The organism is Knoellia subterranea KCTC 19937 (assembly GCF_000768685.1).
Classification (GTDB): domain Bacteria; phylum Actinomycetota; class Actinomycetes; order Actinomycetales; family Dermatophilaceae; genus Knoellia; species Knoellia subterranea.
Map to the genome: position 1 here is coordinate 108,388 of NZ_AVPK01000006.1, position 14,965 is coordinate 123,352.

Annotated in this window: 15 protein-coding genes; 9 read left to right on the forward strand and 6 right to left on the reverse strand. The window is 69.9% G+C overall.

The features are described 5' to 3' along the window. The first annotated feature begins 12 nt into the window (after nucleotides 1-12). Entirely contained in the window at nucleotides 13-936 is a 924-nt protein-coding gene (locus tag N803_RS11425) for a LysR family transcriptional regulator (protein ID WP_035905371.1), read from the forward strand. A gap of 71 nt (nucleotides 937-1,007) precedes the next feature. On the opposite strand, the gene N803_RS11430 is transcribed toward N803_RS11425, so the two are convergent. Further along, a complete protein-coding gene (locus N803_RS11430) occupies nucleotides 1,008-2,339 on the reverse strand; it encodes a serine hydrolase domain-containing protein (protein ID WP_035905373.1) in 1,332 nt (443 codons plus the stop codon). A gap of 23 nt (nucleotides 2,340-2,362) precedes the next feature. After that, nucleotides 2,363-3,043, reverse strand: a complete 681-nt coding sequence (locus tag N803_RS11435; RefSeq protein WP_156969757.1) for a hypothetical protein — start codon at nucleotides 3,041-3,043, stop codon at nucleotides 2,363-2,365. A gap of 229 nt (nucleotides 3,044-3,272) precedes the next feature. On the opposite strand from N803_RS11435, the gene pdhA reads away from it, so the two are divergent. From pdhA to N803_RS11455, 4 genes are all read left to right on the forward strand, one after another. Beyond that, a complete protein-coding gene (gene pdhA, locus N803_RS11440) occupies nucleotides 3,273-4,481 on the forward strand; it encodes a pyruvate dehydrogenase (acetyl-transferring) E1 component subunit alpha (protein ID WP_425402410.1) in 1,209 nt (402 codons plus the stop codon). A gap of 6 nt (nucleotides 4,482-4,487) precedes the next feature. Continuing rightward, entirely contained in the window at nucleotides 4,488-5,474 is a 987-nt protein-coding gene (locus N803_RS11445; protein WP_035905623.1) for an alpha-ketoacid dehydrogenase subunit beta, read from the forward strand. 36 nt (nucleotides 5,475-5,510) lie between these two features. Next, a complete protein-coding gene (locus N803_RS11450) occupies nucleotides 5,511-6,971 on the forward strand; it encodes a dihydrolipoamide acetyltransferase family protein (protein WP_035905376.1) in 1,461 nt (486 codons plus the stop codon). Between the two features lie 149 nt (nucleotides 6,972-7,120). Next, nucleotides 7,121-8,356: an MFS transporter gene (locus N803_RS11455; protein ID WP_035905378.1), complete on the forward strand. Its 1,236-nt coding sequence runs from the start codon at nucleotides 7,121-7,123 to the stop codon at nucleotides 8,354-8,356. A gap of 60 nt (nucleotides 8,357-8,416) precedes the next feature. Here the strand turns inward: N803_RS11455 and N803_RS11460 are convergent, their stop codons facing one another. Together N803_RS11460 and N803_RS11465 are read right to left on the reverse strand one after the other, a co-directional pair. Then, a complete protein-coding gene (locus N803_RS11460; RefSeq protein WP_035905379.1) occupies nucleotides 8,417-8,890 on the reverse strand; it encodes a MarR family winged helix-turn-helix transcriptional regulator in 474 nt (157 codons plus the stop codon). Nucleotides 8,891-8,916: 26 nt separating this feature from the next. Beyond that, the gene (locus N803_RS11465; protein ID WP_035905380.1) at nucleotides 8,917-9,765 is read right to left on the reverse strand and encodes a maleylpyruvate isomerase family mycothiol-dependent enzyme; all 849 of its coding nucleotides are present in this window, start codon (nucleotides 9,763-9,765) and stop codon (nucleotides 8,917-8,919) included. Between the two features lie 38 nt (nucleotides 9,766-9,803). Between N803_RS11465 and N803_RS11470 the strand changes: the two genes are divergently transcribed. Genes N803_RS11470 through N803_RS11485 form a run of 4 tightly spaced genes read left to right on the forward strand, consistent with a single transcriptional unit; the run spans nucleotide 9,804 to nucleotide 13,275 of the window. Beyond that, nucleotides 9,804-11,789: a bifunctional copper resistance protein CopD/cytochrome c oxidase assembly protein gene (locus tag N803_RS11470; protein ID WP_245617214.1), complete on the forward strand. Its 1,986-nt coding sequence runs from the start codon at nucleotides 9,804-9,806 to the stop codon at nucleotides 11,787-11,789. Continuing rightward, nucleotides 11,789-12,598, forward strand: coding sequence for a carbon-nitrogen family hydrolase (locus N803_RS11475; RefSeq protein WP_035905381.1), 810 nt, complete (start codon nucleotides 11,789-11,791; stop codon nucleotides 12,596-12,598). Before N803_RS11470 ends, N803_RS11475 begins: the two co-directional genes overlap by 1 nt. Before the next feature lie 24 nt (nucleotides 12,599-12,622). Then, nucleotides 12,623-12,943 carry a nucleotidyltransferase family protein gene (locus N803_RS11480; RefSeq protein ID WP_035905384.1) on the forward strand — a complete coding sequence of 107 codons (321 nt, stop codon included), beginning with the start codon at nucleotides 12,623-12,625 and terminating at the stop codon, nucleotides 12,941-12,943. Beyond that, a complete protein-coding gene (locus tag N803_RS11485) occupies nucleotides 12,940-13,275 on the forward strand; it encodes a HepT-like ribonuclease domain-containing protein (RefSeq protein ID WP_035905386.1) in 336 nt (111 codons plus the stop codon). The genes N803_RS11480 and N803_RS11485 overlap by 4 nt, the downstream gene beginning before the upstream one ends. Nucleotides 13,276-13,366: 91 nt before the next feature. On the opposite strand, the gene N803_RS11490 is transcribed toward N803_RS11485, so the two are convergent. Then, nucleotides 13,367-14,176, reverse strand: coding sequence for a PIG-L family deacetylase (locus N803_RS11490; RefSeq protein WP_035905388.1), 810 nt, complete (start codon nucleotides 14,174-14,176; stop codon nucleotides 13,367-13,369). Nucleotides 14,177-14,210: 34 nt separating this feature from the next. Further along, entirely contained in the window at nucleotides 14,211-14,897 is a 687-nt protein-coding gene (locus tag N803_RS17995) for a M15 family metallopeptidase (RefSeq protein ID WP_035905390.1), read from the reverse strand. Nucleotides 14,898-14,965 lie beyond the last annotated feature (68 nt).

Below are 14,965 nucleotides of genomic sequence, written 5' to 3' on the forward strand. Positions count from 1 at the left end.
TAGGCTGCCTACATGGATGTACGCCACCTCAGCCTGTTGCGTGAGTTGTCGGAGCGCGGGTCGGTGGCCGCAGTGGCCGCGGCGACGCACCGCACGGGATCTGCGGTGTCGCAGCAACTGCGCACTGCCGAGCGCGAATTGGGCATCGCCCTGGTCGAGCCAGCCGGTCGGGGCATCCGGCTCACGGACGCCGGTCGGCTTCTGGCCGCGGGGGCGCTCGAGGTGGAGACGGCACTGGCCAGGGTCGAGGCCCGGCTCGACGAGTTCCGCGGTCGCCCATCCGGACGCGTGCGCATCGCCGGCCTGACGAGTGCCACCGAGTTCCTCGTGCCACCAACGCTGGCCCGACTGGCCACCGAGGGCATCGAGGTCGAGCTCACCGACACCGACGTGTCCGAGGCGGACTATGCGATGCTCGCGGCCGATCACGACATCGTCATCGGGCACAGCCTGCTCAGCGCTGTGCCTGCCGGTTCGGAGTCGCTCGTGCGGACGGTGCTGGCCCGTGAGGCCCTCGACGTCGCCCTCCGCGCCGACCACCCGTTGGCCGGTCGCGAGGAGCTCGGCCCGCGCGACGTCGTCGACGAACCCTGGGTCGGGGTGCCGCCGGGCTATCCGTTCGAGACGGTCCACCAGAGCATCGAGCGAGTGACTGGGCGACCGGTGCGCATCGTGCAACACATCCGGGACAACCGGGTCGCCGAGGCCCTCGTCGAGGGTGGGGCGGGCTTGGCGCTGCTGCCGCGGCACACCACGCGACCCCGCGAGGGCGTCGTCCTGCGACCACTGCGCGGCGTCAACGCCCGGCGCTGGATCGTCGCGATGTCACGGCCGGACCGGGCCGAGCGCGCCGTCGTCCGTCGGACCGTGGCAGCCCTGCGCCACGTCGGCCGCACCCCGACCGCCCCAACTTTTGCTCCCCATGTCGGAAGGTGAAGGGTCCGGAGGTTTCCGTTTCCTCCGGGCCCTTCACCTTCCCTCCGGTGGGACCGCCCGGCAGGCCTCCCTCAGTCGGACAGGGCAGCGACGAGTGGCGAAATCGCGGGGTCCTCGCCCGCCATGTCCGGGCTGAACCCGAGCCGCACCACGACGAGCCTCTTGCTCGGCACGACATAGACCCGCTGCCCGTCGTGCCCCTGCATCGAATACGTGTCGGGAGTGAGCGTGGGCTCGACGAGACTGCCGTCCGCGTCCGTGTTGCTCCACCAGCCCGATGCGTAGCCCTTCTCCTCCGTCTGCGCGACAGCCTTGGTCGTCGTCGAGTCCTTCATCCAGCCCTCGGGCAGGAGCCGCTGTCCACCCCAGACGCCGTCCTGCAGGGCGAACTGCCCGAGCGCGGCCCACTCCCGCGGCGTCGCCCAGAGATACGAGCTGCACACCGGATTGCCCACGCCGTCGGTCTCGAGGACCGCCGACGACAGGCCGAGCGGCGCGAGAACCTGGGCCGGCACGAGGTTCGTCGACGCCTTGACCCTGGAGCCGAGGACCGCGCAGAGCAGGGTCGTGCTGCCGCTGGAGTACTGCTGATAACTGCCCGGTGCGTGCGCCGACTTCTGCGAGGCGACGTAGCCGGCCATGTCCCTCTCGCCGTAGAGCATCTGCGTGATGGGTGTGCCCAGCGAATAGGTTTCGTCCCACTCCAGGCCGCTCGTCATCCGGAGCAGCTGGTCGACAGTGATCGCGCTTCGCCCGTCCGTCCACTCCGGACGCAGGTGGTCGTCGGTCAGCGACACGGCACCGGCCTGCACCAGACGCCCCGTCAGCAGGTTCGTCACGGACTTCGTCATCGACCACCCGAGCTGCGGCGTGTCCTGGGTGAACCCGTCGGCGTAGCGCTCACCGACGATCTGACCGTCCTGAACGACGACGACGGCCCGGGTGCCGAGGCGCTCGCGCTCCGCCGGGTTGAGCTCGTCACCGAAGGCCGCAGCGATGAGCCGATCGACCTCGGCGTCGGTCGTCACCGACTGCGTCGCCAGCGGATTCGTCCCCATCGCGGGGACCTGCGTCGTGTCGGTGGCGATGTCGCGGTCGCCGACGGTGCAGCCGGTGGCCGGGTCGTACGTCGCAGTCTGCTTTGCGAGCAACCCCTTGATCGACGTCCTCGCCGTGCTGTCCGACTCGTCGACGGTCGTCGAGAGATACGGGACGAGCGGGTTCGGCGGCAGGTCGGTCTCGGGGTTCGACCGCTTCGCGATGAAGGTCAGGGCGCACGCGTTGTGTGCCGCATAGCCCGTGCCCGTGCGCAGCAGCGGCCGTTCGTACCAATATCCGCCCACGGCGAGGAGGACGAGGACGACAAGGAGCCCGGCGAGGACACGGGGCCAGCGACGACGCATGGCCGGACGCTACCCCGCCGAGGTCAGTTCGCCGGCCGGATCGACTCGATCGCGAAGTGGCGGCCCTGCATGCAGAACGACATGACGTTCTCCGCGATCCGCCCGGTCACCGTGACCCGGGTGCCGTTCTCCTGGGTGACGTTTCCGCTCAGCACGAACGTCTCGCCGTCGGTCCGGAGCAGGCGGCACCCCGACTCGACCCCGTCCGCCAGCACTCCGGTCAGAGTCATCAGGTCCGCGGCGGTTCCTGAGGGCAGCGGCACGGGCCTGTCCTCCGTCCGCGCCTCGGCGTCCTTCACCTGGAAGGGCAGGCCCTCGGAGCAGTTCGGGTCCATGGCGTCCATCGCAACTCCCTGAATGACGTATGCCGTTTTGGCCCGGAGGCCGTCCGTCTCACCGATGAGGACCCAACGGGTCGCATCCCGGTCGTTCTTGAACACGATGCACCCCTCGCGGACCTCTGTCACCCGCCCGGACATCACGACGGGTCGAGCCCGACCACTGGACGGCATCGACGGCGTCGTCCCGCCGGCCGGCGAGGTCGGTGTCGTCGACGGCGTCTCCGGAGGTGCAGTGGACGTGGACCAGGTCGAGGTCTCCTGGGGTGTCTGGCCGCCACCGGAACCACACCCGGACAGGAGGGTGGCGGCGGCAAGGGCGCACGCGGCATACCCGGACACTCGGCGGCCCACAGCGAATCGCATGGTCATGAACCTAGGACGCGACGGCCCCGAGAAGGGTTCCATGACCCGCACGTTTGGGAGGTCTCGGCACCCTCGCGGTACGTTTGCCCCAGCAGGCTTGGTGACCCCCTTCACACCCCGGAGGAGGTCCCCAGACACCGCCGTCCGGGCCGCGCGCGCACCAGCGTGAGGAGCCGGCGGCCCGAGCCGGGCGTCGTCACGAGTGGCGCCCCAGGGAACAGGAGTGCCCGTGAGCGACACCGATGTCGCTGCAACCCCGCCGCTGGGCGGAATGGACCACCACGTGTCGGTGGATCCCGCAGCAGTGCCCCCGCGAGCGGCCGCCGATGGTGGCCCCGACATGGTCCAACTCCTCACCCCGGAGGGTGAACGGGTCGCGCACCCGGAGTACGACGAGATCGTCGACGCGCTCAGCCACGACGACCTGCGCGGCCTCTACCGCGACCTCGTCCTCATCCGCCGCGTCGACCAGGAGGCCACGGCCCTCCAGCGTCAGGGCGAGCTCGGCCTGTGGGCCTCGCTCCTCGGCCAGGAGGCCGCCCAGATCGGCGCCGGTCGCGCGATGCGCACGCAGGACCACGCCTTCCCCGGCTACCGCGAGCACGGCATCGCGTGGGCGCGCGGTGTCGACCCGATGCGCCTCATCGCGATGTACCGCGGCGTCGACAAGGGCGCCTGGGACCCCGCCGACCACGGCTTCCACCCCTACACGATCGTCATCGGCAACCAGAGCCTCCTCGGCACCGGCTACGCCATGGGCATCCAGCGCGACGGAGCCGTCGGCACGGGTGACCCCGACCGCGACGCCGCCGTCATCGCCTGCATGGGTGACGGCGCGACGGCGCAGGGCGACAACAACGAGTCGTTCGTCTTCGCCGGCGTCTACAACAGCCCGGTCGTCTTCTTCTGCCAGAACAACCAGTGGGCCATCTCCGAGCCCAACGCGCGCCAGACCCGCGCCCCCATCTACAAGCGCGCCGACGGCTTCGGCTTCCCGGGCATCCGCGTCGACGGCAACGACATCCTCGGTGTGTATGCCGTGACGACCGCGATGCTCGACCGCGCCCGTTCCGGTGAGGGCCCCTCCCTCATCGAGGCGTTCACCTACCGCATGGCCGCCCACACGACCTCGGACGACCCGACGAAGTACCGCGTCTCCGCGGAGGTCGAGGTGTGGAAGCTGCGCGACCCGATCGCCCGCTACAAGCGCTGGCTCATGAGTGAGGGCATCGCCGACGCCGACTTCTTCGAGTCGGTCGAGCGCGAGTCCGACGAGCTCGGCGAGAAGGTCCGGTCCTCGACCGTGTCCATGCCCGACCCGGACGTCAACGACATCTTCGACCAGGTCTACGTCGAGCCGCACCGCCAGGTGGAGGACGACAAGGCGACGTTCACGGCATACCTCGATTCGTTCGAGACGACCACGGAAGGTGCGTGAGTGACGATGGCAACCCAGAAGACCACGATTGCCAAGGCGCTCAACGCCGGCCTGCGCAAGGCCATGGAGGACAACCCCAAGGTGATCCTCCAGGGCGAGGACATCGGCCAGCTCGGCGGCGTCTTCCGCATCACCGAGCACCTCCAGAAGGACTTCGGCGACGACCGGGTCATCGACACCCCGCTCGCCGAGTCCGGGATCATGGGCACGGGCATCGGGCTCGCGCTGCGCGGCTACCGGCCCGTCGTCGAGATCCAGTTCGACGGCTTCGTCTACCCGGCGTTCGACCAGATCGTGTCGCAGCTGTCCAAGCTCCACTCGCGCTCGCGCGGCGCCATCAAGGTGCCCGTCGTCGTCCGCATCCCCATGGGTGGCGGCATCGGCGCGGTCGAGCACCACTCGGAGTCCAACGAGGCGTACTTCGCGCACACACTCGGCCTCAAGGTCGTCTTCTGCTCCAACCCGGAGGACGCCTACTGGATGATCCAGCAGGCCATCGAGTGCGACGACCCGGTGATCTTCTACGAGCCCAAGCGGCGCTACCACGAGAAGGGTGAGGTCGACTTCGACGCACCCGCCGCGCCGCGCGATCTCTTCTCGGCGCACGTCGTCCGCGAGGGCACCGACCTGACGCTCGCCTGCTGGGGTCCGATGGTCAAGGTCTGCCTCGACGCCGCTGCGGTGGCCGCCGAGGAGGGACGCTCGCTCGAGGTCATCGACCTCCGTTCGGTCAGCCCCATCGACATCGACGCCATCACCCGCTCGGTCGAGAAGACCGGCCGGCTCGTCGTCGCCCAGGAGGCTCCGTCGTTCGTGTCGGTCGGCTCCGAGATCGCGGCCATGGTCACGGAGCGCTGCTTCTATTCGCTCGAGGCTCCGGTCATCCGGGTCGCGGGCTGGAACACGCCCTACCCGGCGTCGAAGTTGGAGGAGCACTACCTCCCCGACCTCGACCGCGTGCTCGACGGTGTCGACCGCGCGTTCGCCCACTGATCACCGCGACGAACACGGACTGAGGAGAACGACAGCATGGCTGTGAAGCACTTCAACCTCCCCGACCCCGGTGAGGGTCTGCTCGAGGCCGAGATCGTCGAGTGGAAGGTCGCCGTCGGCGACACCGTCAAGGTCAACGACATCGTCGTCGAGATCGAGACCGCCAAGTCGCTCGTCGAGCTGCCCATCCCGTGGGCCGGCACCGTGACGGCACTGCTCGTCAACGTCGGCGACGAGGTCGCGGTCGGCACTCCGATCATCGGCATCGACGACGGCCAGGGTGGCGAATCCGCTTCTCCTGCAGCGGAATCCGCTGCCACGGTGACGTCGGCTTCGACGTCGGACTCGGCTCCCGCTGAGGTCGAGGAGGAGCCGGTCAAGACGCTCGTCGGCTATGGCCCCAAGGCGGGCGGCAGTTCGCGGCGTCCGCGCAAGGCGGCGGCCTCGCCTGCCGCGGCTCCTGCACCTGCGCCCGTCGCAGCGCCGGAGCCCGAGCCGGTCGCGACTCCTGTCCCCGCGACGACGGGTGGCGGCAAGGCGCTCGCCAAGCCCCCGGTGCGCAAGCTCGCCAAGGACCTCGGCATCGACCTCGGTTCCGTTGCCGGGTCCGGTCCCGGTGGCATCGTCACCCGTTCCGACGTCGAGGGGTATGCCGCAGGCTCGCCCGCCGCTGCCTCCTCACCGGCCGGTGTGGCCGGGTCCTCGAACGCGGCCACCGCGGCCCCGGCGGCCGGGAGCGGCGCGGGCTCGACGGCATACGCCAACGGTTTGGGTGGAGGCGAGCGCGAGGTGCGCGTCCCCATCAAGGGCGTCCGCAAGATGACGGCGCAGGCGATGGTCGGCAGTGCCTTCACGGCGCCGCACGTCACCGAGTGGGTCACCGTCGACGTGACCGCCACGATGGACCTCGTCGCGAAGCTCAAGAAGGACCGCGAGTTCAAGGACGTCAAGGTCACTCCGCTCCTCATCCTCGCCAAGGCGATGGTGATCGCGGCGCGCCGCAACCCCGAGATCAACGCGGCGTGGGACGAGGCGGCGCAGGAGATCGTCCTCAAGAACTACGTCAACCTCGGTATCGCCGCGGCCACCCCGCGCGGGCTCGTCGTCCCGAACATCAAGGACGCCGACCGGCTCGACCTGCGCGGTCTCGCCGAAGCGATCGGTGCGCTGACCGCGACGGCCCGCGAGGGTCGCACCCAGCCGGCCGAGATGTCCGGCGGAACGATCACCATCACGAACATCGGTGTCTTCGGCATCGATGCGGGCACGCCGATCCTCAACCCCGGCGAGTCGGCGATCCTCGCGTTCGGCACGATCACCCGTCGTCCGTGGGTCGTCACCGACGCGTCCGGCGCCGAGACGATCGTTCCGCGCTCGGTGACGACCCTGGCCCTCAGCTTCGACCACCGGTTGGTCGACGGTGAGCTCGGGTCGCGCTACCTGGCCGACGTCGCCGCGGTTCTCGAGGACCCGGCGCGCGCCCTCGTCTGGGGCTGATCCCGGGCGTTCGTTCCCTCCCGACAAGTCGAGATAGACCGACACGCGGTGCCGCCTCGAGCGGCACCGCGTGTCGGTCTATCTCGACCTGAAAGGCGCGCGCCGAAACGCGATCGAGAGCAACCAGCCGGCCGTGACAGAGTTGCGTCGTGCTCTCGACGTATCGCCCACTGTTCGACATCCCGGGCGCATGGCGCTTCCTCGCGGCGGGCGCGCTCTCCCGAGTGGGCGGAGCGATGTTCGGCGTCGCGATCATCATCATGATCGCGACCCGCCGCGACTCCTACGGGTTGGCGGGAGCGGTGAGCGCCGGGGGCATCGTCGTCCTCGCCGTCGCAGGCCCGCTCATCGGCCGCCTCGTCGACAAGTACGGCCAGCGCCGCGCCTCGCTCCCGTTCATTCTCGGCACCTTCGGTGCGGGGCTCGTGACCGTGGTGCTGTCCTTTGTCGGCGCACCCGCGTGGACCCTTTTCGTCGGGTATGCCGTGTCGGCCTTCCTTCCCGAGATGGGGCCGATGTCCCGGGCACGATGGGCCTGGCTCCTGCGCGACGAGCCCGACGCCCTGCATGCGGCGATGTCGCTCGAGCAGGTCGTCGAGGAGGGCACGTTCGTCCTCGGGCCCGTGATCGCGGTGACGGCGGCGACGATGCTCTTCCCCGAGGCAGGGCTGCTGCTCGCCTACATCACGTTCACCGCCGGGGCCGTGGCCTTCCTCCTGCAGGCCCGCTCCGAACCGCCGGTCGTCCCACACGACGACCGGCCCGCGGGACTGGCCATCACCCGCCCGGGCGTCGCGGCCGTGGCGGCGGCCGGGTTCATGGTCGGTGCCGTCTTCGGCGGCAACGAGGTCGTGTCGGTCGCGGTCGCCGACGAGGCCGGGCGGACCCAGATGAGTTCGATCATTCTCGGGGCGTTCGCGCTCGGGTCCGGGCTCTCGGCGCTCTACTTCGGCACGAGGAAGTTCACCGGATCGCTGGCCCGCCGCTTCGTGTGGTGCGCACTCGCGATGTGCGTCCTCGAACTGCCGGTCCTCTTCATCCATGACCTGTGGGGGATCGCGGCCATGATGTTCATCGCCGGGTCAGCGACCGCGCCCACCCTCATCACGGCCCTCACACTGGTCCAGCAGCTCGTCCCCAGGGCCCTCATCACCGAGGGCATGGCCGTGGTGATCACCGGCCTCCTCGTCGGGCTCGCGAGCGCAACGGCACTGTCCGGCATACTCGTCGACTCGTGGGGCGCGCACGCGACGTACGCCCTCCCGGTGGGGGCCGCATTCCTCGCCGCGCTCATCGCGGCGGCGTCGGGCCGGCAGGTCGGGCGCGCGGCCCGCGCACCGGAGCGGCTCCCGAGCCGGGTCAGTCCTCCCGAGCCTTCTCAATGAGGCTCGGGACGTAGCACCCGGCTCCCGAGCCGCCTGGCCGGGCACCGGAGGCCGCTGCGTTCAGGCCGGGTCGCGCGGTGTGAGGAGCGGATGGGCCTCGAGGTCGTCGGCGAAGCGGTGCAGCAGGCGCTGGAACGTCGCGAGATCCGCATCGGCCCAGTCGGCGGTCACCTCGCCGAGCCAGGTGTTGCGCCGCGCCCGGATGGCGACGAGCAGTTCGCGCCCGGCCTCGGTGAGCGCAAGGACGTGCGCCCGTCCATCGGTCGGGTCGGGGAGCCGCTCGACGAACCCCTTGGCGACGAGCTGGCTGACGTGGCGGCTGACCGTCGACACGTCGAGGTGGACGGCGGCGGCGATGTCGGAGACCCGGCGCGGTTCGTCGCGCAGGTTGAACATCAGCGGGTAGCCGATCGGGTCGACCTCCGGATGCGCCCGAGGCGCCCGCTGCCGGACCGTCCCCAGCAGCTTCATCGCGCGGATGAGGTCGTCCCCGAACGCGAGGCGAGGGTCCTCCGGGTCCATGCGATGCGGCATACGAGAAATCCTGTCGTCCGCCCCGATCAGGGGGCAATCACCAGTGCGTCGAGCACCCGGCGGGCGATGGCCTCGTCGCCGACGACCGCGTAGTGCGTGTCCTCCGTCGCGACCCGCCCGGCCGCACGCCGCGTCGCGGCTTCCGTCGACAGCGTGATCGTCGTGGTCTCGACGTCGCCGTGGTCGTCGGTGCCGCCGGAGAAGAGGGGTATGCCGTGTGCCTTGCCTTCGCGTTCCTCGACCCGCACCCCGGTGCGGCCGACGATCGGTCCGGTGAGGTCGAGGATGACGCCCTGCCCGGCCGGAACAGCGGCAGTGCGCGCAACGATCCGGGGGAAGGCGGCGAAGAGGGTGCGGACGGTGTGGGCGGCGCCGGCGCTGTCGAGATTGCCGGGACGGCCGAGGGCGCCGCGGATGTCCTGCTCGTGGACCCACAGGTCGAAGACGCGGCTCTGCATCGATCCGACGAGGTTCGTCGGGCCGAACGGGCCGGGTGCGGGGTCGTCCGGCGAGGTCGTCGGGTCCTCGAGGTGTGCGATGCGTGCCGTGGAGAGGTCGGTCAGCTCCTCGAGCAGTTCCTCCACGGAACGTCCTCGACGGGACTCGAGGTACTTCTCGACGACGGCCGCGAACGGATTGCGCACGTGTTCGTGATGGCTGACGTCGAGGTCCGGAAGCGGCTCACCCTGGACCCACGCCTCGAGACTGACGACGTGGGCGAACTGGTCGTGGACGGTCCAGCCGGGGCAGTCGGTGTCGCGCTCGGCATCACCCGGGCGCAGGGAACCGCCGAGGTCGAGGAGTGCCCGCACGGTGTGTGCGTAGGCCTCCGTGAGGCCGGCGAGGTTCGTGGGGGCGTCTGCGACGAGGGGCATGGCCGCAGCCTAACGAGGCGGTACCTACGCTGTCTGACATGAGTTCCACCCCTGTTGGCGCGCCGACCGACCGCACCCCGTTGGGTCCGGTGGCCATCGTGTCCGTCGTCGGACTGGTCGTCGCGCTCGTGGCGGCGTCCCTCGCCGGTGTCCTGGCACCACTCGTCCTCGACGATCCGGGGCCCGCAGTCCGCTGGTCTCTCCCGCTCGTGCGCGTTGTCAGTGACCTCTCCTCGGCGGTGACGCTCGGGTTGCTGGGGTTGGCGGCGTTCCTCGTTCCGGAGCGGCGCACCACGGAGCGACGGATCCAGGCGTCACGGCTCGCGGCGGTCACGGGAGTCGTGTGGTTCGTCAGCGCGGGGCTCGGCGTCTTCCTCACTTTTGCCTCGCTGGCCGGACTGCGCCTGGGTGACCCGGAGTTGGGGCGTCAGTTCCTGACCTTCGTGTGGTCCCTCGAGGTGACGCGCGTGCTGTCGATCTCGACCGGTGTGGCTCTTGTTGTCGCGACGGGCGCGCTCATCGCCCGGACGCGGACCGGCTTCGCGTGGCTGGCAGCGCTGGCGCTCGGCGGCATCGTCGTCGTCGCGCTCACCGGCCACTCCGCCGGTAGCGCCAGTCACGAGTCGGCCGTCAACTCGCTCGGCGTGCACCTCCTCGGCGTCACCGTGTGGGTCGGCGGATTGCTCGCCATCGCGCTCATGCGCCCCCGCATCGGGCGCGACCTCGGCGCGACCGTGTCCCGCTATTCGGTGCTCGCCGGATGGGCGTATGCCGCGGTCGCCCTCACCGGTCTCCAGCAGGCCGTCATCCGGCTGGGTTCGTTCTCGGGGATCAACTCGGCCTACGGCGCGATGCTCGTCGCCAAGACCGCGATCCTCGTGGCGCTCGGCCTCATCGGCTGGCAGCAGCGACGCCGCGTCATCGCCTCGATCGAGACCTCGGACAGCGGCTTCGCCCGCCTCGTCCTTGTCGAACTGGGTCTCATGGCCGCGGCCTTCGGTCTCGGTGCCGTCCTCGGCCGCACGCCTCCGCCCGTCCCGGAGGAGGAGTTGGACCCGAGCACCGTGCTGTCGCTGACCGGCTTCCCCGACCCCGGACCGATGGCCGCGGCGGACTGGTTCACGGCCTGGCGGCCGAACTGGCTCATGGTCACCATCGCGGTCGTCGCGGTGGGCCTGTATGCCGCGGGAGTCGTCCGTCTCGACCGTCGCGGCGACGCGTGGCCGGTCCACCGCACGATCCTGTGGACCCTGGGTTGGGTCGGCTTCGTCTGGGCGACGAGCGGAGCGCCCGACATCTGGGGGCGGGTGCTCTTCTCGGTGCACATGGTCATGCACATGGTCGTGGCGATGATCGTGCCGCTGCTCCTCGTCCCGGCGGCACCATTGACGCTCGCGCTGCGGGCGCTCACCGCGCGCAAGGACCGCACGTGGGGTCCGCGCGAGCTCATCCTCCAGGTCGTCCACTCGCGGGCGATGCAGGTGCTGGCCAACCCGGTCGTTGCCGCGGTGCTCTTCTTCGGCAGCCTCGCCGCCTTCTATTGGTCGCCGTTGTTCGAGCTCGCCCTGACGACGCACAGCGGGCACCTCCTGATGCTGGCGCACTTCCTCCTCACCGGATACCTGTTCACGTGGGTGCTCATCGGCATCGACCCCGGTCCGCCGAAGTGGTCTCCCGCGATGCTGCTGCTCATCCTCTTCGCGACGATTTCGTTCCACGCGTTCTTCGGGGTCGCCCTGACCGGGACGAAGTTCGTCCTCGCACCCGGTTTCTTCGAGCAGATCAATCTGCCGTGGGGTCCGCAGCTCTTGGCGGACCAGGAGAAGGCCGGTGAGATCGCCTGGGGCTTCGGAGAGGCCCCGACGATGATCCTCGCCATCCTCGTGGCGCGACAATGGTTCCGTCGCGACCGTCAGGAGACGGTGCGACTCGACCGGCAGGCCGACCGCGACGAAGACGCGGCACTGCGCGCCTACAACGCGCGGCTCCAGCGACTCGGCGACGAGGCCAAGGAGGTGGACTGATGCGCATCGCCCTGGTCCAGCTCGGCTACGACGACGCCGAGACGATGCCGGAGCGCGTCGAGCGGGTTGCCACCCTCGTCCGCGCCACCGTCGACGAGCACGAGCCCGACCTCGTCGTCCTCCCCGAACTCTGGGGCCCGACGGGGTTCGACTACCGGCGCTGGGACGACCTGGCCGAACCGATCGACGGCCCCTGGGTCACGGCCATGACGGCGCTCGCCGCCGAGACCGGAGTGACCCTCCATGCCGGCTCGTTCATCGAGCGCCTCGCCGAGACCGGGCCCGATGCGCGCACCCTGGCCAACACGTCCGTCCTCGTGACCGCGGAAGGTGGGCGGACGGCATACCGGAAGATTCACCGGTTCGGATTCGGCTCCGGTGAGCCCAAGCTCCTCGAGGCTGGCGCCGAAGTCGTCACGGCCGAAATCCCCTCTGGCACAGACGAATCCGTGACCGTGGGCCTGTCCACGTGCTACGACCTCCGCTTCCCCGAGCTCTATCGCCAGCAGGTCGACGCAGGTGCGGAGATCTTCGTCGTGCCGGCAGCGTGGCCCGCTGCCCGGGTGGCCCACTGGACCCTGTTGGGGCGGGCGCGGGCGGTCGAGGACCAGGTGTTCGTCGTGCAGTGCAACACCGCGGGGACGCATGCCCGCACCGATATGGGCGGGCACAGCCAGGTCATCGCGCCGACGGGCGAGGTGCTCGCCGAGGCCGGCGCGGACGAGGAGGTGCTCGTGGTCGACCTCGACCCGGGCCTCGTCGAGCGCACGCGAGCGAGCTTCCCCGTCCTCAGCGACCGCCGTCTCTGAGCTGACTGTCGCTACGCTTGAGGCATGAGCGAGCCGAGCAGCGCCTCCGTGCGACTCCGCGGTGCCTTGGTGGCGCACGCGGAGCTGGTTGGTGACCTGCTTGATCGCTACGGTGCGACGAACCCACGGCTTTTCGGCTCCGTCGCGAGGGGGGACGCTGGTGAGCACAGCGACGTGGATCTTCTGGTCGAGTTGACGCCGGATGGGGGCAACGACCTCCTGCGGGTTGCCGGGCTCTCGGAGGAGCTGTCCAGCCTGCTGCACACTCGCGTCGACGTCGTCACCGCTTCGCTGCTGCGCGAAGAAGTGTCAGTGACGGCGCTCGCGGATGCGGTGGCTGTGTGAGCCGCGCGCAAGAGCAGCGCTTTGCGGACATCCAAGCTGCGATTGAACGATGCAGGCGCTATCGCCCTTTCCTTGACTCGCCCGAGATGGGCGCGATGGCGTATGACGCGGTGCTCAGAAACCTTGCGGTCATCGGTGAGGCGGTGAAATCGCTCGCTGACGACTTCAAGGCCTCACACGACGAAATACCCTGGGCGTCAATCGCTGGGCTACGCAATGTCGTCGTGCATGAATACTTCCGAGTCAATCCCGATCTCATCGTGGACATCCTCGATAACCACCTCCCACTCCTGGAAGTCGCGATGGCGACCAGGAGCGGCCCGACCGGTTGACCCGGAACTTCGATGAAGGCGCAGTGACCAGTCATCGGCAATCCACGTCAGGCCGACAATGGCTCTGACGAGTCAGGGAAGGCCGAGTGGTTCAGCCGGCGTCGAGGTCGGCGAAGGGCCAGCCCTCGACCATCCCGTCAGGTCGGCCCGGCTCGCTGTAGTACTCGGTGCCGAACCATACGAGGAAGATGTCCTCCGGCATCTGGAGCATCATCCCGACGTCGCTGGTCTGGCTGGCGTGGCAGGCCAGTGAAGCCCGTTTGGACGCGATGTCGGCGGAGACGTCGACGCGCCAGTGGAGCTGGGCCTCGGGCGTGCCGAGGGGCTCACCGCCGTTGATCGGCTCGTCGGGGTCGAACGCCTGATCGGCCTGCCCCGCCGCGACGGCCTCCTGGTAGCCGCGGCGCATCTCGTCGCGATTCATCGTCGTCTCGAGCATGCGCGGTCGCTGGGCCGCGAGGTCGGCCGCGCGATAGGCGACCTGGTGGACCTTGACGTGGTCGGGGTGGCCATAGCCGCCGTGCCAGTCATAGGTGACGAGGACGTCGGCATCCTCCTCGTCAAGGATCTCGACCAGTCGCCCGGCCGCCTCGTCGAGGTCGGCGGCGTGGAACGAGTTCTCGTGCTCGTTCTGCTCCCACCCCTCCATGCCCGAGTCGGTGTAGCCGAGCCACTCGATGCGCTCCGTCCCCGTCACGCGCGCCGACGCCTCGGCCTCGCCGCGCCGGAAGTCGGCGAGCGTCATGCCCTCGGGCAGGTCGTCGGGTGCCGTGCCGTGCTCGCCGCCGGTGCCATAGACCACGACGACGCGGTGGCCCTCGCGGGAGAGGCGGGTCATCGTGCCGCTGGTGCCGGAGGCCTCGTCGTCAGGGTGGGCATGCAAGAACACGGTCGTCGCCATGGGCACCATCCTGCCGGTCGGCTCCGACAGCCCGCTAACGCATTCTCGGGTCGGCGGTCGGGTTGGCGTACATGTCCGGGCATCCCTGGCTCGTTGCCTGCGGCCGGAGTTCGTAGTGCCACGGTTCGTTGCGATAGATCTGACAGAGCCCGTATGCCGGCCCGTGCTCGGCGAGCCATTGGGTCGCCTTGGTGGGCCCGACGTCGACGGCGTCGCCGGAGACGTGCTCGGACTTCTCGGGTGGCGCGACCCAGCGGGCGGCCTCCTCCTCGGAGCCGTACTTCGCCACGGCCTCGCGGAGCAGCTTCGCCTGGTACTCCGGGCTGCGCCAGCCGCTGTTGATGACGATGCGCACACCGTCGGCCTCCGCGTCCTCGGCGGCGGCGCGCAGGGCGGCGAGGAGATCCGGGTCGAGGTTCGTCACGGAGGGATCGTCACCGAGGACGCCCGAGGCCGTGGACGAATTCCCCTGTGACGAGCCGGGTTTCGCCGGTGGCGCCTGGAGGCGCGTTGCCCGCTTGACGGGGTTGGCCACGGTCGGCGGCCTGCTGTCGACCGTGATGGGAGGCGAGGTGTGGGTCTGGGCGGCAGCCCCGTCGTTACCGTGCAGCGGCCACCAGATCGTGAGGGCCACGAGGGTGGCGGACGCGAGGACGGCCGACGTGAGCAGGGTGAGGAGTGGGTAGCGGAGCCGCGGCGGCGGCGTCGGTGACTGGATCATGTGATCCAGTCAAGGGAGGAGCCCGTTGCGAGCCCGTATGCCGTTTTGCATACGTCCGCGATACCTCC